Below are 26,706 nucleotides of genomic sequence, written 5' to 3' on the forward strand. Positions count from 1 at the left end.
TTGCTATGCCGCTGGTCGAAGTTGACAATCTCCGTAAGTCCTTCAACGGTACGACCGCTGTTGCCGGCGTCTCCTTTTCTGTTCATGAAGGCGAAGTCTTCGGCTTGCTCGGGCCAAATGGTGCCGGCAAGACGACGACAGTGCGTATGCTGACAACGTTATTAGAACCGACAAGTGGTACGGTGCGAATCGCTGGAGTTGAAGCTCACCGACACCGGCTTCTTGTCCGACAACTCATCGGGTATGTTCCCCAAGCGCTGTCGGCAGATGCACAGTTAAGTGGGTATGAGAACCTCTTGATCATCGCGAAACTCCTCGGGATGCCCAAAGCTGAACGCACGCAGCGGATCGCCGAGGTCCTGCGCATCATGGATCTCGAGGATGCTGCCGACCGTCTCGTCCGCACCTATTCTGGTGGGATGGTCCGCCGCCTGGAAATTGGCCAAGCTATTCTTCATCGGCCTCAGCTCCTCTTTCTCGACGAACCAACAGTTGGTCTTGATCCAGTAGCACGCCATACCGTCTGGAATGCGCTGACCACGCTGCGACGCGAAACCGGGCTCACGCTGCTCGTCACGACACACTACATGGAAGAAGCAGAAGAATATTGCGATCGGGTCGCCATCATGCACCAGGGGCAAATTGCCGCAATTGGCACCCCTGCAGAGCTGAAAGCGCTGATCGGTAAGCCAGACGGGACGCTCGAAGACGTGTTTGTGGCATTAACCAGCGCCAGTCTTGAATCAGGAGGGGATTTCCGTGAAGTCCGCCAGCTCCGCCGTCGCGTCCAGCGTTTCCGTTAGCACGCAACTCCATGATCCATCACCACTCGAGGTTGCCCGGCTCTATCTCCGAGGTGCACTCGTCCTTGGTGAGATCGAACTTCGTCGCCTCCGTCATGACCCAACAGAACTCTTCACCAGAGCCGTCCAGCCAGTCCTTTGGCTTGTCATCTTCGGGCAGGCAATGGCGCGTGTTCGCGCTATTCCAACTGGTCAAATTGACTATCTGACCTTCATCACACCAGGAATTCTTGCCCAATCAGCGATGTTCATCGCAATCTTCTACGGCCTGGCCGTCATTTGGGAGCGTGATCAAGGGATCTTACAGAAGCTTCTGACGATGCCCGTGCCACATACGAGTGTGGTTACAGGCAAGGGTTTTGGGGCTGGTGTCCGCGCACTCTGCCAGGCCATCGTCGTGATGGCACTCGCGCTTCTTCTCGGCGTGCATATACGTTGGGGCATTATCAACGTCGTGGGAAGTTTGCTGGCGGTCGTCGTTGGCGCGGGTTTGTTTGCAACAATCTCGCTGCTGGCTGCCGTCCTGCTGAAGACGCGCGAGCGTTTCATGGGATTCGGTCAAGTTATTACGATGCCGCTCTTCTTTGCAAGCAATGCCATCTATCCGGTAAGCATTATGCCCACCTGGCTGCATGTGCTGACCCGCGTGAACCCCCTTAGCTATTTAGTTGATCTGCTTCGCGGGTATTTAATTGGCACGCATACGTGGCCGCTCACGCTTGATTGGGTCGTGTTATTCGGCTGCCTCATCGTTACTCAAGTGCTCGCTGGGCAACTGTTCGATCAGCTAATGAGCTAATCATCTGGGGCAGCGATCAGTGGAGTGTGCTATCGCTGCCCCACACCTTTTCCACTCAATTCCCAAGCGCCCGGGTCATGCGGACAGCCGCCGGGAAACCGCTCCATCCGGCATAGGCCGCGGCTGGGCCCAGTTCCTCTTCGATCCGCAAGAGCTGATTGTATTTCTCGACGCGATCCATACGTGCAGGAGCGCCCGTCTTGATCTGACCAGCACCAACCGCAACAGCGAGATCCGCAATAAAGCTATCCGTTGTTTCACCACTGCGATGGGAAATGATCGTGGCATAGCCATGTCGCTGCGCAAGCGCGATCGCCTCAAGGGTCTCAGTCAACGTGCCAATCTGGTTTGGCTTGATCAAGATAGCATTGGCAACGTGTTCACGAATGCCGCGACGGAGCCGATCGGCATTGGTGACAAACAGGTCATCACCCACAAGCTGCACCTGATCACCAACACGCGCGGTGAGCGCCTGCCACGCAAGCCAGTCGTCTTCGGCCAAGCCATCCTCAAGCGAGACAATGGGATAGCGTTCCAGTAACTCCACCCAAAAGTCGACCATCTCGCTCGGCTGTAGCGTCTTTCCTTCTCCATGCAGCGTATAGGCAGTATTCGCATAGAACTCGCTCGCCGCTGGATCGAGCGCAAGCACAACGTCGATACCAGGGCGATAGCCAGCTCGCTCAATTGCTTGCAGGATTAGATCAACTGCGGCTTGGTTACTTGGCAACTGGGGAGCATACCCGCCTTCATCGCCAAGCCCTGCGGTGTATCCTGCCTCAGTTAACACCCGCCGCAATGTGTGGTAGATTTCGGCTGCCCAGCGCAGCGCTTCGCGAAACGATGGCGCGCCAACGGGAACAATCATAAATTCCTGCATGTCGACGTTCGAGCCTGGAGCATGCTTACCCCCATTCAGGATATTCAAGAGTGGGGTTGGCAACAGGTATGCATTCGGGCCACCAAGGTAGCGGTAGAGTGGTAGTCCGCAGGCAGTTGCCGCAGCACGAGCAACAGCGAGGGAAACACCGAGAAGCGCATTCGCTCCAAGCCGCTGCTTGTTTGGCGTGCCATCAAGCTCGATCATGGTCGAGTCGATTTTGCGCTGGTCCAAGGCATCCATGCCAACAATTGCTTCAGCGATCACCGTTGTGACATGCTGAACGGCCTTCTGGACGCCTTTCCCGCCGTACCGTTCCCCCCCATCCCGCAACTCCAAGGCCTCGTGCGTACCAGTCGAGGCACCGGAAGGAACGGCCGCTCGGCCCCATGCACCACCGGCAAGTTCAACATCGACTTCAACGGTCGGATTCCCTCGTGAGTCGAGGATCTCCCGAGCACTCACACGGGTAATTGTCGTTCGACTCATGCGCCTATCCCCTCTGTACAACGTCCCTGCAGGGATTATAGAGATCGAGCGCGCGTTGACAGCCCACAAGCCGCACGTTAAGCTCAACAGTGAGACAAGTGGGGCGAAGATGTTGGGTACCTATAGATATGTCCAATTTCATCACCACCGCTGGCCGGCGTTGCCGGTTCATGGGCGGTGGTGAACGCGTTCCATCCGCGCCCAACACGGCAACCCGGCGAGCAGGGGCACGGCCTCTGCTCGTTTCTTTGGCAAATGGCAAGGAGAGATGAGCAGGGAGCGAAACCGTGCATGGGGAAATTGACCAGGTGCGCAACGAGGCGCTGGCAGCGCTTGCCGCTGCCCAGACGAGTTCAGCGCTCGCAGAATGGCATAGTCATTATCTTGGCCGGCGCGGCGTCTTAACTCAGCTCATGCGCCAAATTAGCCAGATTCCACCAACCGAGCGGCCAGCGTATGGACAGGCAGTCAACGCACTGAAGGAGGAGCTTTCAGCTGCGTTTACCGCGCGGCAACAAGAGGTGAGCGCTCAGGAACTCGCCCAACAACTCGCTGCTGAGACAGTCGATGTTACCCTGCCAGGTCGCCAGCCCACGTTGGGTACGCTTCACCCCGTAACGGCGATGATTCGCGAGGTAACTGGCATCTTCGCTCGCCTCGGATTCCAAGTCGTCGAAGGTCCAGAAGTTGAATACAGTGCCTATGCCTTCGACGCACTCAATATTCCGCAAGACCATCCGGCACGCGACGTCTGGGATACGATCTATATCGATTCACCGGGTCGTGAAATTGTCCTTCGTCCTCACACCTCACCGATGCAAATTCGTGTCATGGAGCAACGGCAGCCACCAATCCGCGTGGTCGTTCCCGGACGGTGCTACCGCTACGAAGCCGTCGACGCGACACATGAATGGCATTTCCACCAGATCGAAGGACTTGCTGTTGACGAGCACATCACCATGGCAGATTTGAAGGGGACACTTGCAGCCTTTGCACGGCAACTCTTCGGGCAAGAGCGCCGGGTACGTTTTCGCTGCGACTATTTTCCCTTTGTCGAGCCAGGTGTGGATTTCGCTATTGACTGCATGTTCTGTCACGGTGAAGGCTGTCGGGTCTGCAAAGGAACTGGCTGGATCGAAATTCTCGGCGCAGGCATGGTTCATCCGCAGGTGCTCCGGAACGTCGGGTATGATCCCGAGCGCTACACGGGCTGGGCGTTCGGTATGGGGGTTGAACGGCTCGTCATGCTGAAATATGGAGTCCCTGATATTCGCCTGTTTTATCAGGGCGATCTCCGGTTTCTGGCACAGTTTAGCCGCACCACAGTCTGGTAGGTGGGGAGAAGATCATGCGCGTCTCGGTTCGATGGTTACGCGAGCTTGTCCCAACAGAACTGAGCACTGAAGCAATCGCGGAGCGATTAACGCTCGCCGGCCTTGCAGTCGAAGCGATTGAGCGAATCGGCGAGCACTGGGAAAAGATTTTCACTGGCCTGGTTGAGGCCATCGAGCCCCACCCCAATGCTGATCGGCTTGTCCTGGCGACTGTTGCAGCCGGCACCCATCGCCTCACCGTCGTCACTGGCGCACCGAATATCGCAGTCGGGCAAAAAGTTGCACTCGCTTTGCCCGGTGCCACCCTCTACGATGGCCATAGCATTGAGCCACGGCTGATGACGCTGACGCCCAGCACCATCCGCGGGATACGTTCCGAGGGCATGGTCTGCTCGGAAAAAGAACTGGGGCTTTCAGATGACCATGAAGGTATTATGGTCTTGCCCGATGATACGCCAGTGGGTGTGCCACTCGCCGATGTCCTTGGCGATGAAGTGCTTGAAATCGAAATTACCCCCAACCTTGTTCATGCTTTTTCGATGATCGGTATTGCCCGTGAGTTAGGTGCTTTGACAAAGCAACCGGTCAACTATCCTGCCCTTGCAGAACTCGCTCCCTGCGGCGATCCAACGCTTGTGACAATTGACGCCCCCGATCTCTGTGCTCGGTTCGTCGGAGTCGTCATCGAAGGCGTCGAGCCAGTAGCGTCTCCGTGGTGGATGCAGCAGCGGCTCCGGGTAGCGGGCATGCGCCCAATCAATGCCATCGTCGATATCACCAACTATGTTATGCTCGAGTATGGTCAGCCACAGCACGCCTATGACCGTGCTCGGCTCCATGGTGGGCGCCTTATTGCCCGACGTGCGCGTCCCGGGGAAACACTTGAGACAATTGACCATGTCCACCGTACCCTTGACCCTGATACTCTCGTGATTGCTGATGAGGAACGAGCTGTTGGTATCGCTGGGATTATGGGTGGACGTGAAAGTGAGATTGATGAAGAAACGCGCGTTGTCTTGCTCGAGACAGCAAACTTCGACATGCGCAGCATTCGGCGCACTGCGCGCGCTCAGCGCCTTCGCACTGAAGCTTCGGCACGCTTCGAGCGCGGACTTGATCCGAATCTCGCGTGGACGGCAACCCGCCGGGCTGTGATGCTCTTTCAGCAACTCTTTCCTCAGAGTCGCATTACGAACGTCGCTGATGTCTACCCACATCCCCGCTTCCCGCGCCAGATCCAGGTACCACGACGGGAAATTCCACGTCTCCTTGGCACAGACTTCAGCGACGACGAGATCCTTGATGTTCTGCATCGGCTCGAACTCGCGCCAGAAGTTATCCAAGAGGGGCACGAGCAGGTTATCGTTGTGACCGTACCAACCTATCGCAGCGACCTGACCATTAAGGCGGACATTGTCGAAGAGATCGCACGCGTTATTGGCTATGATAAGCTTCCGGAACGGCTTCCCGTTGGACAGACGGTGCCGGTCGAAGTTGACCCACTACTTCAGCTTGTGCGCGCCGTCCAAGACACACTGGTCGGCGAAGGGCTTACCGAAATTATCACTTACCCCATGATCGATGAAGCAGCGCTCCGAGCGCTCGATCCGGCTGAGCGTGAGGCACCGAATCGCTATGGCTTTTTTGCTCGGCCTGATCTTCCGCTCGTTCGGGCAGTGAATCCGATTCGCCCAGAATGGTCAATGATGCGGCCCTCTCTGCTCCCAACGTTGCTCCGTGCAGGGGCAGAGCACTTGAAGTTCAATGCCGCTGTTTCTATCTTCGAAGTCGGCAAAGTTTACCTTCCACGTGGTGGTGATCAACTCCCCGACGAACGGCGGGTAGTCGGCTGTCTGCTCGCAGGCGTGCAGCACGTGCGTGACCTTTACCATGAAGAGCGACCGGTCGATTTCTTTGACCTTAAGGGCACGATTGAAGTGCTGCTGCCACGAGTTGGCGCGCTTGATGTCACCTTCCGTCCACTTGCTCACCCGAGCCTTCATCCTGGTCGAGCAGCAGAGATTGTGGTTAAAGGCGAGCCGGTTGGTGTGCTCGGCGAGGTGCATCCCCTGGTCGCTGAGCATTATGGCATCGAACGACATCACCGTGTCGTCGCAGCCGAAATTGACTTAAGCGCGCTGCTTGCACTCGGCCTTGAGCCAATCAGCGTGCATCCGGTATCGCGTTTCCAGCCAATTGAGCAGGACTTTGCCATCGTCGTTGACGAAGCTGTGCCAGCCGCGCTGGTGACGGAGGCCGTCCGTCTCGGTGCTGGTCCGCTCGCAACAAACGTCCGGCTCTTCGATGTCTACCATGGACCAGCCATCCCTGCAGGAAAGAAGAGCCTGGCATTCCGGGTAACATTCTCAGCGCTTGATCAGCCATTAAGTGACGAACAGCTTGCGAGCATCCGTGAGACAATTGCTCGCGTTGTGCACGAACGCGTTGGAGGAGCGCTACGCCAGTGACGACTGTTTCAACAACGGAGCCGACAACACCAATTGAGCGCCTCCGTGGCATGCCTGATATTGGCCCTGAGGTATATCGGCGGCGGGAGGCAATTCGTCACACGCTTCAGGCCATTTTGGAGCAACACGGCTATCAGTTCATAGAGCCACCGGTCGTTGAAGCGACAGAGCTCTTCCTACGCAAATCTGGACCAGAACGAGTAGCCCAGATCTATGCCTTGCGCTATCGCAATCGTGATATCGCCCTCCGACCTGAGCATACGGCATCAGTACTGCGCTATTACGTTGAGGAGTTGCAGAACGAGCCGCTGCCACTGCGTTTAGCGTATGTTGGGCCAGTTTTCCGCTATGAACGCCCACAAGCTGGGCGGAGTCGCCAGTTCACAGAACTTGGCTGCGAACTCCTCGGCGCACCGAGTCCCTACGGTGATGCTGAGATTGTGCATCTCGCTGTTGAAAGCGTCACAGCGCTCGGGCTCACGCCACGACTGGTCGTTGGGCACATCGGCATTGTGCTGGAATTCCTCGATCGTCTGCCACTGCGCCAGCGTGTTCGCGACTGGTTGCTCTGGAGCATGGAACGGTTACGCAAGGGGCAGCCAGTTGATGTCGATGCTGCACTCGAAAGCTTGTCAGGAAATGAGCGGCTTGTTGCCCTCTATCACGAGCTTGGCCATGAACTCCGCGATATCTCACCAGAGCGGCTCGAGCGCTGGGTTCTTGGCATGCTTCGCGAAGTTGGTGTGCAACTCAGCGGAGGATCTCGAACACCGGAGGAGATTGTTGCCGGAGTACTGGCAAAGCTTAGTCGCGTGCAAGATCGGGAACACATCCTGCAAGCATTTGCGTTCACCCGTGAGTTAGCTGCATTGGAAGGACCGCCAGCGGAGGTTCTTCCACAACTCCGCATGCTTCTTGACCGTCACGCGCTTGACCCGACGCCGATCCAGCAGATTGAGGCTGTGCTGCAATTGCTTCGTGCTTACGGTGTTGAAGAAGACACCGTGGTGCTCAGCCCTGGCATGGCGCGCGGGTTGCATTACTACACCGGCGTGCTTTTTGAGGTCTATGCCGCCGAACAGCCACATCTTCAGCTTTGCGGCGGCGGTCGCTATGATGATCTCGCCCAGTTGCTCGGTGCCCGGCAGCCACTTCCCGCGTGTGGATTCTCCTGTGGTCTCGAGCGGCTTACTGAACTCGCCCGCGTGCCAGGCCCATCTCTGCCAGACATCACGCTGGTGGCACCTGTTACCCAGGAAGCCATGCCCCACGCAATCGCAACAGCAGAAGCACTGCGTCAGCGCAACGTGCAGGTTGAACTTGATGTGCGTGGCCGCTCTCCAAACGCCAACCGACGATACGCCCGACGTCGCGGTATTAGCCACGTGATCTTCGTTGAAGCAGACGGCTCAACACGCGTTGAGCAATTGCCTCTGAGGCAAGATGGACAGGAGTAAGGAGATGGCCCCAACCCTGCGTCTCGCTATCTCCTCGAAAGGGGCGTATGAGGAGGCAACGCTGCGCTTCCTTGAGAGCGCCGGCTTGCCAGTATGGCGTCCAAACCCACGGCAATATGTTGGTCGGATTAGTGGACTTGAGGGAGTCGACGTTCTGTTTCAACGAACAGAAGATATTGTCCACAAAGTTGCCGATGGTAGCGTCGACCTTGGGATTACCGGTTACGATTTAGTCGCAGAGCATGCAAGTGACAATCCTGATGTGCTCGTCGTGCTCGACGATCTTGGCTTTCGGCGCTGTGAGCTTGTGCTCGCAGTTCCCGAGGGATGGCTCGACATTACGACCATGGCTGATTTAGCCGATCTCTCAGTCGACTTTAAACGTTCCGGGCGCACGCTGCGCGTTGCGACGAAGTTCCCCAACTTAACACGTGATTTCCTCTATCGCAACGGCGTGCATTACTTCAGCCTCGTTGATGCCCATGGGGCACTTGAAGTCGCTCCCGCGCTTGGACACGCGGACATTATTGCTGACCTCACTGAAACCGGGGTCACGCTGCGAGAAAACCGCCTAAGAATCCTTGAAGGTGGGGTGATTCTGCGAGCACAGGCCTGCCTTATCGCATCACGCCGTGGGTTACGACAGGCCAGCGAAAAGCTCGAACGCGCGCGATCCATTCTTGAGCTCATCGAAGCACGGCTTCGGGCTCGTCACTACCGCGTGATTACGGCTAACGTGCGCGGCGAGAGTGAGGCAGCCGTCGCAGAACGCATCACCGCGAACGTGGCGATTGCCGGTCAACAAGGACCGACACTCTCTCGGGTTTACCCAAAGTTCCCCGATGCTGGCTGCACATGGTATGAAGTGCGGATCATTGTGCCGCGCGATCTCTTACTCCACGCCATCGACCACTTGCGTCAGGTGGGGAGCAGCGATATTACAGTCAACTCCCCCGACTATGTTTTCGCCCAACGGTGCGAGTCCTACGATCGGTTATGTGAAGCCGTGGAGCATGAGCCGTGAACGAGCAACCAGTAACGATCCGCGTTGTCACAACGTTTTCTGAGGCGTATCACCTTCTCACCGAGGCACGCCAGCGCTTCGATACTGTCCTCCCACCACAGGTCCAAAAGCGCATTCAAGAACTTTTTGGCAAGGCCTTAACGGCTGAAGAAATAGTCACCCAGATTATCCACGATGTTCGCCGTGAAGGTGATACAGCGCTGGTCCGGTACACGCACCTTCTCGATGGCGTCCAGCTTGAGTCCTTGGAAGTAACGCCAGAGGAGTTTGCGGCAGCGCGTCAGCGTGTTGCTCCTGATATTCGCACAGCACTAGAAGCAGCCGCAGCCCGGATCCGGGCCTTTCACGCGCAGCAGCGGAGCCAGACCTGGCTGACATTTGATGGGACTGGCACCTTTGGGCAACTCGTACGGCCGCTTGAACGTGTCGGCGTCTATGCGCCAGCAGGACGTGCGCCGTATCCTTCTTCTCTCTTAATGTCAGCAATTCCCGCACAGGTCGCAGGTGTTCGTGAAATTGTCATTTGTACCCCGCCACTGCCTGATGGCTCAGCACATCCACTGATTCTCACTGCAGCTGAAATTGCTGGCACGCATCGTGTGTTCAAAATTGGTGGCGCGCAAGCAATTGCAGCGCTCGCCTTGGGGACAGCCACGATCCCCAAAGTCGATAAGATCGTAGGGCCCGGCAATATCTTCGTCGTCCTCGCCATGCGTGCTGTCTTCGGAATTGTCGATATTGGACTGCTCCCAGGGCCAACTGAGACCTTGCTCATTGCAGATGACTCAGCAAATCCAGTACTCTGTGCCGCCGACCTTCTTGCGCAGGCCGAACATGATCCAATGGCGAGCGCGATTCTGCTGACAACGAGCGTGGACCTTGCCCAGCAGGTCGTTGCAGAGGTACAGCGACAACTACCACGCCTCGAACGCGCCGCCATTGCACGTGAGGCATTGGAGCGCAATGGCCTCATTGCGGTCGTTCCCACGCTTGATGACGCGTTTACGCTTGCAAATGCCTATGCCCCTGAGCACCTCTGTTTGCTTGTGCAAGATGCCTGGCGTTACCTTGATAAAGTGATGCATGCTGGTGGTGTATTTCTTGGTGAACAGTCACCCGAAGTCATTGGCGATTATGTCGCCGGCCCAAGCCACGTGATGCCAACTGGCCAAACGGCACGATTTGCCTCACCACTCAACGTTGAAACATTCCTCAAGCGAACGAGCATCATCGCGGTCCATGAGTCTGGGCTGCGCTCCCTTGGGCCAACAGCCATCACACTTGCGCGAGCCGAAGGACTCACAGCACACGCCGCAGCAATTGAGCAACGGCTCGAGCGGTTGCGGCCTGATTAGTGCAGCCGGGCAAGCCAGCGAAGCGCTGCCACAACGCGCTCCTCTGTCGTTGAGGCAGCCTCCGGATCAAGATGCGATGCCGCCTCACGGGCTTCGGCTGCCGAATACCCGAGAGCCATCAAGGCATCGACGACATCGTGATCAATTGGCACGCTCGGCCCTCGCTCCGATGGGACAAAAGCGGGAAGCTTGCCCCGCAGTTCAAGGATGATGCGACTCGCTGTTTTCCGCCCAACGCCCGGCGCTCGACTCAGCTGGTCAACGGCTTCTCGTGCAATCAAATCAGCGATGAAGTCCGGTGTGCCAAGGGAAAGGATGCTTAATGCAGCCTTGGGTCCGACGCCGCCGATCGTTAACAGGTGCTCAAATAGTACCAGCTCCTGCTCCGTAGCAAAGCCATACAGCGCAAGTTCATCCTCGCGTACCCGCAAATGTGTCCAGAGCGAGACCACCTCTCCAAGCGAGCCGAGGTCATCAAGCGTCGTTTGGCTCGTAAAAACTTGAAATGTGACTCCCTGGACATCGATGAGCACGAAGCCAGGCTGTTTTCCTACCAAGATGCCACGAAGACCCCGAATCATCGCGCAGCCTCTGCCAGACGAAAGACACGCAGGGCATTCTGTCCGAGGATCAAGGCACGTTCCTGCTCGGTTAGCTCTACCTCAAGCACGCGACGCAAGAAGCGATCCTGCCGCAGGACAGGATAATCACTGGCAAACAAGACGCGATCAGCCCCAACGAGATCGACAACAGCGCGGAACACACGAAAGCGGTAGAGATAGGTACTTGCGGCTGAATCATATACGACCTGACGGGTAAGTTCTGCAACTTCTGGCATGAGTTCATAAAACGGGAGGCCGCCGCCCCAATGTGCAGCGATGACGGGTTGCCCCGGAAAAGCTTCCAAGAACGAGATAAACCGCTGGGGCCAGGCGTTGCCTTTGCCAGGATACTGATGCCCGAGCGGCTCACTGACATGGAAAAGCAACGGCCGACTGAACGCTCGGCATACGTCTACCAGTGGAGCAAAGGCCTTCTGGTCATCAAAGGCAAAGCCTTGGGCATCAGCATTGAGCTCGCCGATACCGACTGCGCCGCACAGAAAGCAACGCTCAGCCTCAGCAGCCGCAGTGGTTGTCCCAGGTACAACAATGCCAAGCCACGCAACGCGTCCGTTGCTTCGCTGGGCAGCGTCAGCAAGATACTCGTTATGCCACGCACAGAGCCCGGGATCATGCCATGGGAAACCACAAGCGATCGCGCAGTCGATACCAGCTCCATCCATTGCAGTAAGCAAATCCTCGAGCGTCGCAATCCGTGCACGCTCAGTGGCGTAGAGCGCGCCAAACCAAGGATCACGCTCGCAATACGTATCGCGGTGCGCCACAACCTCAGGAGGGAAAATGTGGACATGTGAATCAATAATCATTGGCGTACATCACACTACGGCAGAGCATGACCTAATGCAAGAATAACGCCAACAACAGCGATAAAGACGAGAATGCCAAGCAAGACAAGAACCACAACGAGCCAGTTCGTCCCAGGACGTGCTGGCGCTGGCTCTGCGGCAGCTTCAACTGCAGGCTTCACCCAGGCAACAATGGCACTGACGTTGTCGGTTGTCTGCTTCTGAATAGCCAGGTCGATCAGCGCTTTTGCAGCAGCTTCAGGAGGGTGAGCAAGCACAATTTGCGTCAATTCCTCCGGTGTGACTACATCATGAACACCATCAGAGGTAAGAACAAGGCGGTCATCAGCGAGGAGTTGGAGCTCAAAGATATCGACATCTAAACGCTGGCGATGGCCAAGTGCGCGAGTAATGACATTGCGATAATTGCTCTCGCGCGCTTCATCTTCCGTCAGCACACCAGCAGCCACTTGTTCAGCAACCAACGAGTGATCACGAGTAATCTGGGTCGCGCGCTTGGCACGAATGAGATAGGCCCGGCTGTCACCAACATTTGCGACGGTAAGCTGCTGATCGCGAATCACGGCAGCGACAAGAGTCGTGCCCATGAGTTGCTCTTCACCCTCGGGCTGCCATTCGGCGTAGATGCGCTCATTGGCTTGGCGAAAAGCTGTCCGGAGCCGCTGAGGAATCTCATTCGGCGCCAGGGGAGTACTGTAGTAGACAGAACGAAGCGTCTCAATCGCCAACCGCGCGGCAACCTCGCCACGCTGATAGCCTCCCATGCCATCAGCGATCGCGAGCAGAATGCCTTGTGTCCGAGCTTCCTCGCTGGCCGGATCCGTAACGAGCAACGCGTCCTCGTTCTGTTCACGGACTGGGCCAGGATCAGTTGCTGCCCCAACGTGGATAACAAGTTCTCGCGTCCGTTGCCCGACTGACACGTCCCTTTCTCCCCTTCGCCGCCGAGCACTCGTCGCTGCCCATTAGTATGAGCTGCGCTTCCCCAATCGGCAATGGGGTACACAGCATACCGTGGCAAGGATACGACAGGCGGGTATAATCCGGGAGGCACGTGCCCGAGAACTACTGGGAGCATAGTGCATGAGCGCTTGCCGCACCCATCTACGGTGGATTCTCATCCCCCTCGCTATTTTGCTGTTTGCTGGAAGCGCCGGCTGTCGTCAGCAGAAGCCTGCACTTGATCCCGCACAACTCCGTGATTTTGCGGCAAACCAATTCGAGCAGGCACAATCATTTCACTTTGTCCTCACGCACAGCCACGGAACGACAACAATCCTTAACGGCATGCAGCTTGTTCAGGCAGAAGGAGATGTCACAAAATCGAACCAACTCCACGCGACATTGTTGGTTCAAACCCTGGGAGCCCAGCTCCATCTCCAGCTTATTGGCATCGATGACCGAACATGGATGACGAACCCCTTTAATCCCAATCAGTGGCAGCCGCTACAAGGGGTGCGTGCACAGGATATTTTGAACCTCGGAGCGATTCCTCAGGCACTGCGCGCAATGACTGAACTGCACGTCACTGGCCAGACAAATCAGCAAGGAACACCTATGGCAATCCTTGAGGGGACACTTACATCGACCGCCCTACGGCCAGTGATCCCAAACGGGACGGAAGATGGCCTTCAGCTGAACGTACAGCTGTGGATCGGAGCCAATGACCATCGTCTTTATCAGGTCATCCTGAATGGCCCACTCACGAAGTCTGAGCCGCGCGATATCCAGCGCACACTTTCACTCTCTAAGTACGATGCGCCAGTTACCATTACCCCACCGACATCATAGTCACACGCCTGGTGCCGCCCAGTGTGATCGCGGCTTCGATGCGGTTGCAAGAGTCGGCAAGACTCGCCATGCTCACTGGCTACTGCTCACACTCACGCTCGGCTTTGGGGTGTTCTTTTCCGGCCTCGACCAGACAGTCGTGGTCACAATCCTGCCGCAGATGATGCCTGACCTTGGCATCACAGTTGATACATTTGGCAAGACTGCATGGGTCGTGAATAGCTATCTTCTGGGGTACACGATTGCCTTGCCGCTCATGGGGAAACTTGCTGATGTGTTTGGCCTGCGCCGGATGTATCTTATCAGCACAGGACTCTTCCTCGTCGGGACAGGTATCGTCGCGCTTTCACCGGGACTTGGATGGTTCACGCTCGCCCGGGCTCTCCAGGCCCTCGGTGGAGGAGCGCTACTCCCCATTACATTTGCAATTCTCGGAACGACACTGCCACCAACACGGCGGATCATGGCTCTCGGCCTTGTCGCAGCGCTTGACGATGCAAGCAGCTTGCTCGGGCCAATCTACGGAGCAGCGCTTGTTAACCACATTGGCTGGCGCGGGCTTTTCTGGCTGAACATTCCGTTGCAACTCCCTTGGCTAATCATGACGCTCCTGCTCCTTGGTACCGAAATTCGTCGGCAGGCTGATCTGGATTGGCCAAGTGCTCTCTTGCTGGTATTGGCAATTGGGACGGTTTCATGGGGTCTTACTGCACAAGGGAGTACTGTTGGCACATCTGCCCCGCTTCATCTGGCCATCGGCGTGCTTTGCGCCGCCATCCTTAGCCTCGCGTTCTGGCAACGGCAGCGGCGAGCACATGCCCCGCTGCTCACGCTCGACGGATCCCAACGAGGCCGCGTCCTGACCGGCATGAGCCTCTACGGCCTCGATGGTGCTGCAACCATAACGGCACTGGTCTGTATTCCGTTAATGACTGATGTCTTATGGGGAAAACCGACGATTGATGGAGGACTCAACCTCCTGAAATTGATGCTTTGGATGCCTATTGGTGGCATCATTGGCGGCTTGCTTACCCCACGTCTCGGATTTCGAACCGTGACGATTGGCTCATTTAGTTTGATCGCCCTGGGCTTTAGCCTGATGCGCCTGTGGCCAAACCCGCCATCATCAGCCCTCCTCTGGGGAACGCTCAGTCTCCTGGGGATCGGCATCGGGTTGAACGATGCGGCAATCCTTGGGCATACCTTGCATGCCTCTCCCAGTCGCGCACGCGCGACTGCTGCAGCATTCGCGCAGATGACGCAATGCATCGGTATGATGACCGGGATGGCCCTCCTTGCCTGGCTAGGGCTTGGCCACTTTACACAACAAGCAAGTCAACTGTTTGCCCAGAAAGGATTTGCCGTTTCTCCGACAGAATATCAGCGCCTCATGTTGCAGACATTTCGGGGAATCTTTCTCGTTGCAAGCATGCTCGCACTGTTGGCAGTAATACTTGCCTTTGCCCTGAACAATGACCGAGGAAAGCATCGCCTCTGGTTTGCAGAAGTAGCACTCAGCGAAGACGTTGATCACACTGCACCAGTAGATCAATCGCCATCCGATGAACCTGAACGGTGAGCCAGCCACGCACGCTGCGCTTCAGTGCGCAGGGCGTGTAATACCGCCGCAGGATCATCAGCGTGAAAGACAGCAGAACCAGTGACCAACACATCAGCCCCAGCAGCAATCCCAGCGCCAACATTGCTCGGCTTGATCCCTCCATCAATCTCGATCACTGCTGGAAGGCGTTGCTCATCAATACGTGCGCGCAAGCGCCGTACTTTCTGCAAGACAGACGGAATCAGTGTTTGTCCGCCGAATCCCGGATTTACCGTCATGACGAGAACGACATCAACGAAGGGAAGAATTTCCTCAATAAGCGCAAGTGGGGTTGCTGGATTCAGTGCAACGCCAGCCCGTGCCCCATGCTCATGAATAAGCTGGACAGTGCGGTGGAGATGTGGACTTACCTCTGCGTGAACCGTGACAATTGTGGCACCCGCTTCAATAAAGGCCTCAACATACCGCTCAGGCTCGACAATCATCAAATGCACATCAAGCGGCAACCGAGTCAGGCGTCGCACAGCTGATACAACCGGAAGACCAAAGCTTATATTTGGGACAAATCGGCCATCCATGACATCGAGATGGATAAAATCGGCGCCATGTGCCTCAAGGAGCCGGACGGCGTCAGCAAGGCAAGCAAAGTCGGCATCGAGGATTGACGGGGCAAGTGCAGGCAGCCGCGAGCGAAGGTCAACCATTGACATATGAGCGCTTCGCTCCTTTCTCTTGGGCAGAGTGTAATCGCTCTTGGTGAAGATTGCCCAATAGTAGAAGCCTCTGAAGCGGCTTCCCCTCTGGTACGCTTGAAGTAGTGGCACGCGCTCGACCGCTCGCCACCAAGATCGAGTAGCTAGGAGGAACGACCAATGCGCCGCATGACCGTGCCACTTCAGCAGATATCACCGGCAGTAGCTCAGGCAATTCTGTGCCGCGATTTGACTGCCACTATAGACGGCAAGCAGGTAACGGTGCGACGCGGGGCAACCTTGGCAGAAGCCCAGGAGCGGCTTGGCCCGCGACCTGACCTGCGCGCAACGGTGCTGCTGCCAGAACCTGATGATATAACGCAGCCTGATGCGTCACTCGCGCTGGCAAAAGCAGTGGCCGGCCCTGGCCTCACCCTCGAGGGTCCGCACCAGGGGCAAGTCAATGTTCGGGCTGAGCAATTCGGGCTGCTGCGCGTTGACAGCGACCGTGTCTACCGCCTGAATCGAACCAACGCGGCCCTCGTTGCGACAGCCTTCGACGGACGGGTTACGCAACCGGGTGACACTGTGGCGATTGTCAAGGCACCACGCCTCGTCATGGCCAAACGACTGCTGAATCGAGCCCTCGCCGTAGCCGAGGGTGGGCCAATTTTGCGGGTTGCACCATTCACCGTGCGAGCTATCAGTCTGATCGCTGGGACAAGAATTCGCCCAACAAACCTGCAAGTTGCTTCTGAGCAACTGCGAAACAAGCTTGCCCAGTTTCAGGCGGAACTCGTTGAGGTCGTTCATCTTGATACTGATGCTCCGGCGACCATCGCGGCAACCTATCAACGGCTGCTGCAAGCGGGCAGCGAGGTCTTACTTGTCGCAGGCTCAATCGTCCTCGATCCACAGGATCCGTTTCTCGTCGCAGCCCGCCGCCTACGAGCCCAATTTGTCTGCCGTGGCGCCCCAGTTGACCCTGGCACGATGTTTTGGGCCGCTACCTTCGGGACAGTTCCAGCCTTTGGACTTGCATCGTGTGAAATGTATGGACGAACGTCAATCCTCGACCTTGTCTTGCCCTACGCACTAGCGCGTGAACCGTTGACGCCCGCTCTCTTTGCTGGGTTTGGTTATGGTGGACTCTTGAACGAGACCATGGTCGTGCGACATCCAGGAACCGCTGGACGGATTCACGAACACGCGGCGGCAAGCGCGGCACATTAAGACTTTCAGCTCACTGCGACACAAGCCCTAAGGGGGGATGCTGTGCCACCGCTTATTCTCGTACCGGTTACGCTTGTCCCATTGGGAGAGCAGAAACTTGAGACAATCGTTCAACAGGCGCAAGGACTCAATGGTGAAGTTGTGCTCTTACACGTCCTGCCGCGTGGGACACTTCGACCGGATATGGTCACGCCTGCTGAGGCCATGGCACGAACGCACCTTGACACGCTCAGTAGCGTGCTCCGCCGTCGTGGCGTTCCTGCTCGCAGTATGGTCAAGGAAGGCCCAGTTGTCGAAACAATTATCAACGAAGCCGAAGCGCTGGACGCAGCCTTGATTATTTTGGGCATGACAGTACGGAGTCGTTTTCCGAGTATCTTGCGTGGCGGTGTTACCGACGAAGTCCTTCGCACTGCACCATGCCCCGTGCTCCTAGTACGGGCTGAACTCCCTGCTGAGCCCTGTTATCCCTTGCGTTCTTTTGCTGATGACGCGGCACGAGCTGGCGCCATCATTCCACGATGGCTTGGCCTGCGCACGGTCGAAGTATCGCGTATTGTGGGTAGCGTGAATCGTGTCCATGAGCTTGGCCCCGATTTTCTCCCCATCAAACCCAACCGTGCCGATCAAGAGCGGTTCCAACTTGTTCGGGCAGCAATGCTCCGTGGCGATCCTCTGCCACCGATCGAACTGTATAAGCTTGGCTTTGGTTACTATGTCGTCGATGGGCATCATCGCGTCGCAGCTGCGCGTCAACTCGGTCCGTCCACCGAACTCGATGCGTTGGTCACAGAATTTCTTCCGGTGAACGACCAAGCTGCTCACGAGCTGTTTGTTGCTCGGCGCCAGTTCGAGCAGGCAACAGGGATAACGCGCGTCGGAGCAAGCCGTCCGGCAACCTACCAGACAATGCTGCGCATGATCCAACATTACCAGCGGGACGCTGCCATACCAGACATACAAGAGGCTGCACGTCGCTGGTATAGCAGTGTGTTCGCACCACTGCGGCAGCAAATCCGGACACTCGGCTTTCCGCGCCAATTCCCTGGCGACCGGCCGGCTGATATTCTTGCTCGGGCAATCGAATGGTGGGAGCAGGAACATGGCCAGTTGCCTGAAGTGAAGGACCTTCAAGAAGTATTGGAGCAATTTATCCTCTATCATGACACCCTCACTGCTCCCTCAACCTAAGCGCGAGGGCAAGACGAGGGCGTACGGCAGGGAATTTGCTGACCAGTCGGCTAGCTTCGTATACTTCGCTGGCAATTGTGGTTGGGCGAGGCAACAACGGTACATCAAGCGATGATCAACAGCATTCAGCGTTTTGAGGATTTTGTCCAACGCATCATGGAAGGCTCGGTGGGGCGGATCTTTCGCACACCGATTCAGCCCGTTGAGATTGGCCGTCGCCTCGAACGAGCGATGGAAAGTCAGAAACTCTCGACCGTTGAAGGGCCAATCGTCCCAAACGACTATCTTGTCCGGCTTAACCCAGAGGATCTTGTGCAATTTGCGGATTTTCTTCGTCCACTCTGCAACCAACTTGAAGAGTGGCTACTCGATCTTGCGGAGGAACGTGGCTACGGCTTTATTGACCTCGTCCGGGTTCGGATTGTTGGTGATAGCAACATTCCACGGCGCAACATTCAAGTTGAAGCAAGCATTGCCCAGCTCCCAGACTATGATCCAGCAGTTGAGGCCGAGTGGCAACAAACGCAAGTCTTCCGTGCCCTTGAAGAAACCGGCAACGTCCCACCGAAATTCCTTCGGATCATTGGCGGGCCGCTTCCTGAGCAAACCTTCCTGATCCGCCAAAAAGTGACGACAATTGGCCGCGCACCCGATAACGACGTTATCCTCGAAGTCCCTGAAGTATCACGGCATCATGCGCGTCTTGAGTACCATCAGGATCACTATGAAATTGTCGATCTCAACTCAACAAACGGGACAATGGTCAACGGCCGCCCAGTCACCCGCTCCCCGATTACCGATGGCGATAGGCTCACGCTTGGTACCGTGAGTCTGCAGATTTTGCCGTATCAAGGACCGACACATGGAGAGCAATCGGCCGAGCGATGATGAACGCGCTGCCGTTTGAGTGGTTCGTCTTGCTGCTTCGCATCGTGTTCATTTTTCTTCTCTACTTCTTTCTTCTGTTGGTCATTCGGGTCAGTCTTCGCGAGCTGGCAGCACTAACAAATACCCAACAACCATCCGCGCAAGTGGCTTCGGGTCATCTCGTCGTGCAAGCACCGGGCAATACGACGTTACGGCCAGGGACTCGTCTACGGCTTGAACCAATCACCGTCATCGGACGACACCCACAGTGCACGATTCGCCTTGAAGACAGCTTCGTCTCGTCTGAGCATGCCCAGCTTACCTGGGATCGTGGGCGCTGGTGGATTACCGATCTTGGTAGCACGAACGGCACAAAAGTGAACGGTTTGCCGATTACTGCGCCAACTGGCCTACGGTATGGCGACGTTATCGAAGTAGGCGACGTGCAACTCTTGCTTGTGCCATAAGTCCCCAATAGCTGCCGGGCTGGCGGATATGGTAGGGTTCTCGCCGATATGGGCATCCTGCTTACGTACGGTGGTGCCCATCGCCCAGGATAATCATCGTGGGAAGAGGAAGGGGTTCTTCTTCGTGGTACGGCTCGCTCGATCACACTATGGATGGGCTATTGTCCTGCTTTCTCTCCTGCTGAGTGCGTTTTCCTCTATTCCCCCTGCTCATGCTGCCCCGAATTCCCCCGACGACCTCTTGATGCCACGGTACTTTCCTGAAACGGGGTTCTGGGTGGAAGGCGTTTTTCGCCAATATTGGGAAACGCACGGAGGTCTCTACGTCCATGGTTATCCAATTAGTGCAGTCTTTCAACAGGATGGCTATTGGCGGCAGTACTTCGAACGCTCTGTGTTCGAGTATCACCCCGAACTTGCTGGCACGCCCTATGCGGTCCTCCTGGTCCGTGTTGGCGCATGGCGTGTAAGCAACCGCACACAAGAGCCGCCTTTCCAACCAGTGAGCGCATTCCAAAGCTCATCTGATCACTGGTACTTTTCAGAAACACAGCATAGCCTCAATTACGGCTTTAAAGCGTTTTGGATCGACCATGGGGGACTCCCCAACTTTGGCTACCCGCTTTCCGAAGAGTTCGATGAGAAGAATCCAGACCCACCAGCCGGCGATGGCAAGGTCCACACTGTCCAATACTTCGAACGCGCTCGCTTTGAGTATCATCCAGAGAATCGCGGCACCCCGTGGGAAGTTGAACTTGGCTTGCTTGGCCGCGAATATCTTCAGGCTCGTGGTGCGCCACCAGAAGCAGTCCAACGGCAGAACCCTAACCTCCCCCCGCCTGATCCCATCACCGGCCGCCTTTATGGCCCGCATCTGGGCTATGGCTTCAACATCGCCTGGCGCGGCGATGATGGTGGGGCAGCATACAACCAGAAAGCACTCGACATGGTGAAACAAGCTGGTTTTGGCTGGGTACGTATCCAGGTCCACTGGGCAACACTCGAACCGTCACCCGGGCAATACCAGCCCCAGTCACTCGACCTTATCGTGAATCAGGCCAATCAAAATGGGGTCAACATCCTTGTCAGTATTGTTCATGCACCCTCGTGGGCTGACCCCAATGGTGGTATTCCACAGGATCCCACAGCGTTTGGCGCCTTGATGCAATATCTTGCTCAACGCTATAAGGGCAAAGTCCAAGCCTGGGAGATTTGGAACGAACAAAACCTTGCCATCGAAACTGGTGGACATGTTGATCTTGTGCGCTATATCAAACTCCTTGAAGCCGGCTATCGCGGCGTCAAAGCGAGTGACCCGCAGGCTATTGTCGTCTTTGGTGGCCTTTCCCCCACAGGCGTGATGGATCCATCACTTGGCATTGACGACCGAGAATATTTGAAGCAGGCCTATGCCTATAATAATGGCGAAATCAAACAGTATTTCGATGTTCTCGGCGTTCATCCGGGTAGTAACAACAACCCCCCAGACGCAATGTGGCCAGACCATCCTGGCCCAGGACCAGGTTGGCGTGATCACCCGAGTTTTTACTTCCGTCGGGCTGAGCAACTACGGCAAGTCATGCTTGATAACGGGGACGGCGCGAAGCAAGTGTGGTTGACCGAATTTGGCTGGACTACTGCGAACCAAGCGCCCGGCTTTGAATACGGCAATCAGATCAGCGAAAGTGATCAAGCGCAGTACCTTGTCCGCGCCTTTGAGATTGCGCGAACAGAGTGGCCTTGGGTTGGCGTCATGTTCGTCTGGAACCTCAATTTCAGCACGATGACTCAACCATCAGATGAAAAGTATCCCTGGTCAGTACTCTATGCCGACTGGAGTCCACGGCCATCCTACCTTGCATTGAAGAACATGCCCAAATAGTTGAAGGAGTACTAACATGAACGCGACGCTTCCGGCACAAGCCGCGACTGTTCGGGTACCAGGCAAGCTCTCGGTCGTTTTACCGGCATATAACGAAGCACTCAACCTTGAAGGCGTTGTTCGACGCGCGCTCGAAGTACTCCCGAGCCTTGCTCCGGAATTCGAACTAATCATCGTCGATGATGGAAGCACGGACGGGACTGGTCCGTTAGCAGATCACCTTGCCCAGCTTTCACCGACAATACGCGTTATCCATCACGAGCGGAACCGTGGGTATGGTGCAGCGCTTACGTCGGGGTTTCAGGCTGCAACCGGCGACTTTATCATGTTCATGGATGCCGATCAGCAGTTTGACCCGGCCGATCTGGCTCAACTTCTTCCTTTCCTGCACGATGCAGATCTTGTCGCCGGCTACCGCATCAAGCGGCGTGACCCACGTATTCGTCTGATCTACGCCTGGATCTTCAACCGCGCCATGCGGCTTCTTTTTGGCATTCCTGTCCGCGATATTGACTGCGCGTTCAAAGTTTGGCGGGCAGAGCTCTTGAAAGCGTTGGAGATTACGAGTAAAGGTGCGCTGATCAATACGGAGTTGTTAATTAAGGCGCGGCGCGCGGGCGCACGGATCGTCGAAGCTGGGGTCAACCACTATCCTCGGCCAACTGGTGAGCCAACCGGAGGCAATCCGAAGGTTATCCTGCGTGCAATGCGCGAGACGATTCGCCTATGGTGGCGAATGCTCTTCTACGAGCCACCAGCTGTGCCGACTCGCGGACAAGCACTACCACGCTATGCGCTTTGGATGCGGAGCGCAGTTCTTGGCACTGTCGGCCTTGCCGCACTCGGTGCACTCATTGAGGGGCTCCGCCGTATTCCTCGTCAAGAGTAATTGGAGGCAATTACCCGCTGTGCCTCTCGTGATGGCAGAGGGCGCGGCAAAGACGATCGATGAGAGCTGACACTGACACGCCCCGAATGGCAACGCGCTTCTGGGGCGAGCGATGGCCACTCACAAGTGTTAACGCGCTTGGCGGCACGTCGAGTAGTTCGCTCAGAAATGCGCAGAGCGCAGCGTTGGCCTTCCCATCGAATGGCGGTGCGGCAATTCGCACGACGAGTGCGCCATCACGGACACCAACGAGCGCAGTCACACGCGAGCGCGGAATCACTTTCATCGAAAGGATGACGCCCTGTGCGGTCTCCTGGAGCGCATGAGATGCGAGCAGCGCCTGACATTCATCGTGCTGCACGGCCAGGCCTTTCCAGCGCTTATGCACTATGCCACACTCCAAGTGTCAACAGGGGTATAGAGCAAAGGACAAAGCCTAAGGCAGCGCCGTGATGAAACCGCCGACACGAGAACCACAACAGACCGTCGTAACTCGGGCACCTACTCCCGAGGACACGGAAGCACCGCTTGACGGAGGATTACTCCAGCGCTTTTGGCGCCGGCTGCTTGTGAGTGTCATTTTCGGCGTTATCGTGCTCTTCGCGCTTGCGATCGCAAGCGATGCCCATGCCCTGCTGAACGCGCTCCAGCAGTTCCGTTGGCAACTGTTGCCTTTCGTCATCCTTTTGACATTCTGGAATTACCTTTTGCGGTTTGGCAAATGGCAACTGTACCTCCGTTGGCTTGACCTCCAAACGCCATCTCGGTGGACCAGTTGGCTCATTTTCCTTTCCGGCCTGGCTATGAGCTTGACTCCAGGGAAAGTCGGAGAATTCCTGAAAGCTGCGTTTATCCGACGCTTTACTGGAGCTCCAGCAGCCCGTGCTTTGCCGATTGTCATCGCTGAACGCCTCACCGATGGTATTGCAATGCTCCTTCTCGCCCTCTTCAGCGCAAGCCTCGACCTTCATGTTCGTCCTACGTTTTTTCTCCTGCTGCTTGGCATTGTGATCGTGGGGATTCTCATGATTCTCCAACGTCCACTGATGGAACGATTACTCAGCCTCAGCGAACGTGTCCCGATTCTGAAAAACCAGGCCGCCGCCCTCCTGCATGCCTATCATGCTGCCTACGTGCTTTTCCTGCCGCATCGACTCATCGTCGCAGTTGGCATTGGCCTCATTTCATGGATGGGAGAGTGTATTGCGCTGGGACTCATTCTGACGGGACTTGGCGCTCCGTTTGCCCGTGACACATTCAGTTTGGCCACGTTTGCTCTTTCGAGCGCCTCAATCGCTGGTGCCCTCTCATTACTTCCAGGAGGGATCGGTGTAGCCGAAGCGGGTATCGTTGGACTCTTATTTGTCTTTGGTCATTCTGCACTAACAACGCAACAGGCGAGTGCGGCGACCGTCTTGATTCGTTGCTCAACGCTCTGGTTTGGCGTACTGCTCGGATTGCTTGCTTTACTGGCATTACTTCGGTCACCGGCTCCAAACAGTACGCATAACCGTCTGGAGTAATGAGGCTTCTGCGCTCCTAACGGCAACGATACTGGCTTCAACCTCACGAGAACGTGATCTTTCCGCATCGTAAAGGATGCCGAACAAGAGACACAAAATATGCAAGGCCAATTGCTTGGCCTTGCATGCATCCCCTGTCACGAACGTGTTGGGCTACTGTTTCTCCTCGTCCTCGAGCATGGCCTGTAGCCGTTCACCAATCGTATATGCGCCAGGCCGTGGTGCCCGTGGTCCACTGCCAGGGCGGCCGCGATCGGGAACTGAAGGCCGCGTTGGCCCTCCACCACGGGAGCCAGGGCCATGCCCACCGCTACCACGCGGACGTTCTCCACGTGGGCCACGATCGCTGCTTGCGGCTGCGCTCACACTCGCTTGGGTTGGCTGTGCGCCTTCTTCCCGCTCTAGCAACGCCTTCCGCGAGAGGTTGATCTTGCCATCCGGCCGAATGCCGGTCACCATCACGCTAATCTCTTGACCAACCTTGAGCACATCTTCGACAGATCGGACACGGCCAGGAGCAATCTCCGAAATATGGAGGAAACCATCGCGGCCAGGCAAGATCTCGACAAACGCTCCCGACGGAATAATGGTCACCACGCGGCCAGAGAAGATTTCCCCAACTTCGGGCATGCGCGTCAGCCGTTCGATCTCGCGAATGGCTTTGCGCGCGCTTTCCTCGTTGGCTGCGCTGATGAAGACAGTGCCATCCTCTTGAATCTCGATCTTCGAGCCAGTAGCCTCTTGAATCCCACGAATCACCCGACCACCTGGGCCAATAACATCGCCAATCTGATCCGGGCGAATCTTGATCCGGAAGATCCGCGGCGCATACGGCGACATGGTCGAGCGTGGTTCAGGAAGCACAGCCGTCATCTTGTCAAGGATGAACAGCCGAGCTTGGCGAGCCTGTTCGAGGGCTTGGCGCATAATTGCAGTGGAAAGCCCCATAACCTTAATATCCATCTGAATCGCCGTAATACCATCACGGGTCCCGGCGACCTTGAAGTCCATATCGCCAAGCGCGTCCTCGATACCCTGGATATCCGTTAAGATGGTGTACCGTCCGCTTTGCGGGTCAGTGATAAGCCCCATGGCAATCCCACCAACGGGCTTGCGGATCGGCACCCCGGCATCCATGAGCGCGAGGGTACTCCCACAGACACTTGCCATCGAGGTTGAGCCGTTTGAGCTCAACACTTCAGAGACAAGGCGCATCGTATAGGGGAATTCCTCCTCCGATGGAAGTACCGCGAGCAGGGCACGCTCTGCGAGTGCGCCATGGCCGATATCGCGTCGGCTCGGGCCACGCAATCGGCGGATCTCGCCCGTACTAAATGGTGGGAAATTGTAGTGATGAATGTAGCGCTTTGACTCTTCAATGCCGAGCGTATCGAGGAGTTGCTCCTCTTCCTTGGTCCCAAGTGTGCAAACTGTCAGGACTTGCGTCTGGCCCCGGGTAAATAATGCCGAACCGTGTGGACGAGGCAGCAATCCAACCTCAATCCAGATTTCTCGGATTTCATCAGGCTTTCGGCCATCGGGCCGCTCGCCCCGCTCCAGAATCGACGTCCGGACAAGTTGCTTGACGAGGCTGTCAAAGAGGTCACCAACCTCCTTGGGCGAGGGCACGGACGTCGGCATCTCGGAAGCGGCTGCAAGAGGCGCGAGGCAGAAGTGGGTGATGACTTCCTCGCGCAAGGAAGCGGTTGCTTCAACGCGCGCTTCCTTATCGGGATTAAACACTGCCTGCGCAAGACGATCGCCGACATAGGCGGCAATTTGCTCTTTCAACGCAACATTCTCGACAGGAGACACAAACTCGCGTTTCGGCTTACCAGCAATCTGCTGCAACTCGCGCTGCAGTTGAACAATGCGGCGAATCTCCTGATGCGCGAGCTCGATCGCTTCAATGAAGCGGTCTTCAGAAATCTCGTTTGCATGGCCTTCGACCATGACAACGGCATCTTCCGTGCCAGCTACCACAATATCAAGACGACTCTCCAACAACTGATGGCTGGTCGGATTGATCACCAACTCACCATTCAATTCGCCGACTTGCACAGCCCCAACTGGGCCATACCATGGGATATCGGAGAGCATTAACGCGGCAGAAGCGCCAATGATGGAAAGGACAGCAGGATCGTTCTCCTGATCTGCAGACAGGACGGTCGAGATCACCTGGACCTCGTTCTTATATCCCTTTGGGAAGAGTGGACGAATTGGACGATCAGTCAGACGGGCTGCAAGGATCGCAGCTTCTGACGGCCGGCCTTCGCGGCGGAAGAAACTCCCCGGGATCTTGCCGGCAGCATACATTTTCTCTTCATACTCGACCGTCAACGGGAAGAAATCGAGCCCTTCAACGGGTTCTTTCGCGCCAACGACTGTGGTCAAGACGACAGTTTCCCCGTAGCGGACAAGAACTGCACCATCAGCCTGTTCGGCAACTCGCCCTGTCTCAATCGTTAGCGTTCTTCCGTTGATTTCAATTGAACGCGCGTGGATGACTGGCGGCATTGACACGCTCCTCTACATTGCTCCTCAATCCGACGATACAGCAAGAGAATGAGCA

23 protein-coding genes are annotated in these 26,706 nt (G+C 56.5%); 16 read left to right on the forward strand and 7 right to left on the reverse strand.

What is annotated here, in order from left to right; all coding sequences use genetic code 11:
• The first annotated feature begins 5 nt into the window (after nucleotides 1-5).
• Complete coding sequence (locus N675_RS11910) at nucleotides 6-803, forward strand: ABC transporter ATP-binding protein (protein WP_038040188.1); 798 nt, start codon at nucleotides 6-8, stop codon at nucleotides 801-803.
• The gene (locus N675_RS11915; protein ID WP_038040190.1) at nucleotides 760-1,602 is read left to right on the forward strand and encodes an ABC transporter permease; all 843 of its coding nucleotides are present in this window, start codon (nucleotides 760-762) and stop codon (nucleotides 1,600-1,602) included. Before N675_RS11910 ends, N675_RS11915 begins: the two co-directional genes overlap by 44 nt.
• A 55-nt stretch (nucleotides 1,603-1,657) precedes the next feature.
• On the opposite strand, the gene eno is transcribed toward N675_RS11915, so the two are convergent.
• Nucleotides 1,658-2,971, reverse strand: coding sequence for a phosphopyruvate hydratase (gene eno / locus N675_RS11920; RefSeq protein WP_038040193.1), 1,314 nt, complete (start codon nucleotides 2,969-2,971; stop codon nucleotides 1,658-1,660).
• Nucleotides 2,972-3,258: 287 nt separating this feature from the next.
• On the opposite strand from eno, the gene pheS reads away from it, so the two are divergent.
• From pheS to hisD, 5 genes are read left to right on the forward strand one after another with little or no spacing between them, the layout of a single operon-like run.
• On the forward strand, nucleotides 3,259-4,305 hold the full coding sequence (pheS, locus tag N675_RS11925) for a phenylalanine--tRNA ligase subunit alpha (protein ID WP_038040196.1): 1,047 nt from the start codon (nucleotides 3,259-3,261) through the stop codon (nucleotides 4,303-4,305).
• A gap of 14 nt (nucleotides 4,306-4,319) precedes the next feature.
• Nucleotides 4,320-6,773, forward strand: a complete 2,454-nt coding sequence (pheT, locus tag N675_RS11930; protein WP_038040198.1) for a phenylalanine--tRNA ligase subunit beta — start codon at nucleotides 4,320-4,322, stop codon at nucleotides 6,771-6,773.
• Nucleotides 6,770-8,230 (forward strand): histidine--tRNA ligase, encoded by a 1,461-nt coding sequence (locus N675_RS11935; protein WP_231578034.1) that lies wholly within the window; start codon nucleotides 6,770-6,772, stop codon nucleotides 8,228-8,230. Before pheT ends, N675_RS11935 begins: the two co-directional genes overlap by 4 nt.
• A gap of 4 nt (nucleotides 8,231-8,234) precedes the next feature.
• On the forward strand, nucleotides 8,235-9,254 hold the full coding sequence (gene hisG, locus N675_RS11940) for an ATP phosphoribosyltransferase (protein WP_038040199.1): 1,020 nt from the start codon (nucleotides 8,235-8,237) through the stop codon (nucleotides 9,252-9,254).
• Nucleotides 9,251-10,609, forward strand: a complete 1,359-nt coding sequence (gene hisD / locus N675_RS11945; protein ID WP_038040201.1) for a histidinol dehydrogenase — start codon at nucleotides 9,251-9,253, stop codon at nucleotides 10,607-10,609. The genes hisG and hisD overlap by 4 nt, the downstream gene beginning before the upstream one ends.
• On the opposite strand, the gene ruvA is transcribed toward hisD, so the two are convergent.
• From ruvA to N675_RS11960, 3 genes are read right to left on the reverse strand one after another with little or no spacing between them, the layout of a single operon-like run.
• On the reverse strand, nucleotides 10,606-11,190 hold the full coding sequence (gene ruvA / locus N675_RS11950; protein WP_038040203.1) for a Holliday junction branch migration protein RuvA: 585 nt from the start codon (nucleotides 11,188-11,190) through the stop codon (nucleotides 10,606-10,608). The genes hisD and ruvA overlap by 4 nt on opposite strands.
• A complete protein-coding gene (locus N675_RS11955) occupies nucleotides 11,187-12,038 on the reverse strand; it encodes an amidohydrolase family protein (protein ID WP_038040205.1) in 852 nt (283 codons plus the stop codon). The genes ruvA and N675_RS11955 overlap by 4 nt, the downstream gene beginning before the upstream one ends.
• A gap of 14 nt (nucleotides 12,039-12,052) precedes the next feature.
• Complete coding sequence (locus N675_RS11960) at nucleotides 12,053-12,961, reverse strand: PP2C family protein-serine/threonine phosphatase (protein WP_051914708.1); 909 nt, start codon at nucleotides 12,959-12,961, stop codon at nucleotides 12,053-12,055.
• 160 nt (nucleotides 12,962-13,121) lie between these two features.
• Between N675_RS11960 and N675_RS11965 the strand changes: the two genes are divergently transcribed.
• Both N675_RS11965 and N675_RS11970 read left to right on the forward strand, forming a co-directional pair.
• On the forward strand, nucleotides 13,122-13,829 hold the full coding sequence (locus N675_RS11965) for an LppX_LprAFG lipoprotein (RefSeq protein ID WP_038040206.1): 708 nt from the start codon (nucleotides 13,122-13,124) through the stop codon (nucleotides 13,827-13,829).
• Complete coding sequence (locus tag N675_RS11970) at nucleotides 13,795-15,408, forward strand: MFS transporter (RefSeq protein ID WP_038040208.1); 1,614 nt, start codon at nucleotides 13,795-13,797, stop codon at nucleotides 15,406-15,408. Before N675_RS11965 ends, N675_RS11970 begins: the two co-directional genes overlap by 35 nt.
• On the opposite strand, the gene rpe is transcribed toward N675_RS11970, so the two are convergent.
• Nucleotides 15,378-16,100, reverse strand: a complete 723-nt coding sequence (gene rpe, locus N675_RS11975; protein WP_081887093.1) for a ribulose-phosphate 3-epimerase — start codon at nucleotides 16,098-16,100, stop codon at nucleotides 15,378-15,380. The genes N675_RS11970 and rpe overlap by 31 nt on opposite strands.
• Nucleotides 16,101-16,262: 162 nt before the next feature.
• On the opposite strand from rpe, the gene N675_RS11980 reads away from it, so the two are divergent.
• The 6 genes from N675_RS11980 to N675_RS12005 all read left to right on the forward strand — a co-directional run bounded on the left by N675_RS11980 (nucleotide 16,263) and on the right by N675_RS12005 (nucleotide 22,611).
• Nucleotides 16,263-17,315 (forward strand): molybdopterin-binding domain-containing protein, encoded by a 1,053-nt coding sequence (locus N675_RS11980; protein ID WP_038040210.1) that lies wholly within the window; start codon nucleotides 16,263-16,265, stop codon nucleotides 17,313-17,315.
• A gap of 42 nt (nucleotides 17,316-17,357) precedes the next feature.
• Nucleotides 17,358-18,506 carry a universal stress protein gene (locus tag N675_RS11985; protein ID WP_038040212.1) on the forward strand — a complete coding sequence of 383 codons (1,149 nt, stop codon included), beginning with the start codon at nucleotides 17,358-17,360 and terminating at the stop codon, nucleotides 18,504-18,506.
• Nucleotides 18,507-18,617: 111 nt separating this feature from the next.
• Entirely contained in the window at nucleotides 18,618-19,394 is a 777-nt protein-coding gene (locus tag N675_RS11990) for an FhaA domain-containing protein (protein WP_038040214.1), read from the forward strand.
• Complete coding sequence (locus tag N675_RS11995) at nucleotides 19,391-19,840, forward strand: FHA domain-containing protein (protein ID WP_038040216.1); 450 nt, start codon at nucleotides 19,391-19,393, stop codon at nucleotides 19,838-19,840. The genes N675_RS11990 and N675_RS11995 overlap by 4 nt, the downstream gene beginning before the upstream one ends.
• A 124-nt stretch (nucleotides 19,841-19,964) precedes the next feature.
• A complete protein-coding gene (locus N675_RS12000; RefSeq protein WP_038040218.1) occupies nucleotides 19,965-21,722 on the forward strand; it encodes a cellulase family glycosylhydrolase in 1,758 nt (585 codons plus the stop codon).
• A gap of 16 nt (nucleotides 21,723-21,738) precedes the next feature.
• Nucleotides 21,739-22,611, forward strand: a complete 873-nt coding sequence (locus N675_RS12005) for a glycosyltransferase family 2 protein (protein WP_051914709.1) — start codon at nucleotides 21,739-21,741, stop codon at nucleotides 22,609-22,611.
• 10 nt (nucleotides 22,612-22,621) lie between these two features.
• Here the strand turns inward: N675_RS12005 and N675_RS12010 are convergent, their stop codons facing one another.
• Complete coding sequence (locus tag N675_RS12010; RefSeq protein WP_231578035.1) at nucleotides 22,622-22,999, reverse strand: DUF167 domain-containing protein; 378 nt, start codon at nucleotides 22,997-22,999, stop codon at nucleotides 22,622-22,624.
• 64 nt (nucleotides 23,000-23,063) lie between these two features.
• Here N675_RS12010 and N675_RS12015 point away from each other — a divergent pair, with 64 nt between their 5' ends.
• Nucleotides 23,064-24,134: a lysylphosphatidylglycerol synthase transmembrane domain-containing protein gene (locus tag N675_RS12015; protein WP_051914710.1), complete on the forward strand. Its 1,071-nt coding sequence runs from the start codon at nucleotides 23,064-23,066 to the stop codon at nucleotides 24,132-24,134.
• Nucleotides 24,135-24,287: 153 nt separating this feature from the next.
• On the opposite strand, the gene N675_RS12020 is transcribed toward N675_RS12015, so the two are convergent.
• Nucleotides 24,288-26,651, reverse strand: coding sequence for a polyribonucleotide nucleotidyltransferase (locus N675_RS12020; protein WP_038040220.1), 2,364 nt, complete (start codon nucleotides 26,649-26,651; stop codon nucleotides 24,288-24,290).
• Nucleotides 26,652-26,706 lie beyond the last annotated feature (55 nt).

The organism is Thermorudis peleae (assembly GCF_000744775.1).
Lineage (GTDB): Bacteria > Chloroflexota > Chloroflexia > Thermomicrobiales > Thermomicrobiaceae > Thermorudis > Thermorudis peleae.

Excerpts from the sequence above, each read along its gene's own strand:
- N675_RS12005 (WP_051914709.1), top strand. The coding sequence starts at position 21,739 with ATGAACGCGACGCTTCCGGCACAAGCCGCGACTGTTCGGGTACCAGGC.
- N675_RS11955 (WP_038040205.1), bottom strand. The coding sequence starts at position 12,038 with ATGATTATTGATTCACATGTCCACATTTTCCCTCCTGAGGTTGTGGCG.
- pheT (WP_038040198.1), top strand. The coding sequence starts at position 4,320 with ATGCGCGTCTCGGTTCGATGGTTACGCGAGCTTGTCCCAACAGAACTG.
- N675_RS11990 (WP_038040214.1), top strand. The coding sequence starts at position 18,618 with ATGATCAACAGCATTCAGCGTTTTGAGGATTTTGTCCAACGCATCATG.
- N675_RS11980 (WP_038040210.1), top strand. The coding sequence starts at position 16,263 with ATGCGCCGCATGACCGTGCCACTTCAGCAGATATCACCGGCAGTAGCT.
- N675_RS12020 (WP_038040220.1), bottom strand. The coding sequence starts at position 26,651 with ATGCCGCCAGTCATCCACGCGCGTTCAATTGAAATCAACGGAAGAACG.
- eno (WP_038040193.1), bottom strand. The coding sequence starts at position 2,971 with ATGAGTCGAACGACAATTACCCGTGTGAGTGCTCGGGAGATCCTCGAC.
- ruvA (WP_038040203.1), bottom strand. The coding sequence starts at position 11,190 with ATGATTCGGGGTCTTCGTGGCATCTTGGTAGGAAAACAGCCTGGCTTC.
- N675_RS11995 (WP_038040216.1), top strand. The coding sequence starts at position 19,391 with ATGATGAACGCGCTGCCGTTTGAGTGGTTCGTCTTGCTGCTTCGCATC.
- N675_RS11910 (WP_038040188.1), top strand. The coding sequence starts at position 6 with ATGCCGCTGGTCGAAGTTGACAATCTCCGTAAGTCCTTCAACGGTACG.
- hisG (WP_038040199.1), top strand. The coding sequence starts at position 8,235 with ATGGCCCCAACCCTGCGTCTCGCTATCTCCTCGAAAGGGGCGTATGAG.
- rpe (WP_081887093.1), bottom strand. The coding sequence starts at position 16,100 with ATGTCAATGGTTGACCTTCGCTCGCGGCTGCCTGCACTTGCCCCGTCA.
- N675_RS11965 (WP_038040206.1), top strand. The coding sequence starts at position 13,122 with ATGAGCGCTTGCCGCACCCATCTACGGTGGATTCTCATCCCCCTCGCT.
- N675_RS12015 (WP_051914710.1), top strand. The coding sequence starts at position 23,064 with ATGAAACCGCCGACACGAGAACCACAACAGACCGTCGTAACTCGGGCA.
- N675_RS11970 (WP_038040208.1), top strand. The coding sequence starts at position 13,795 with ATGCGCCAGTTACCATTACCCCACCGACATCATAGTCACACGCCTGGT.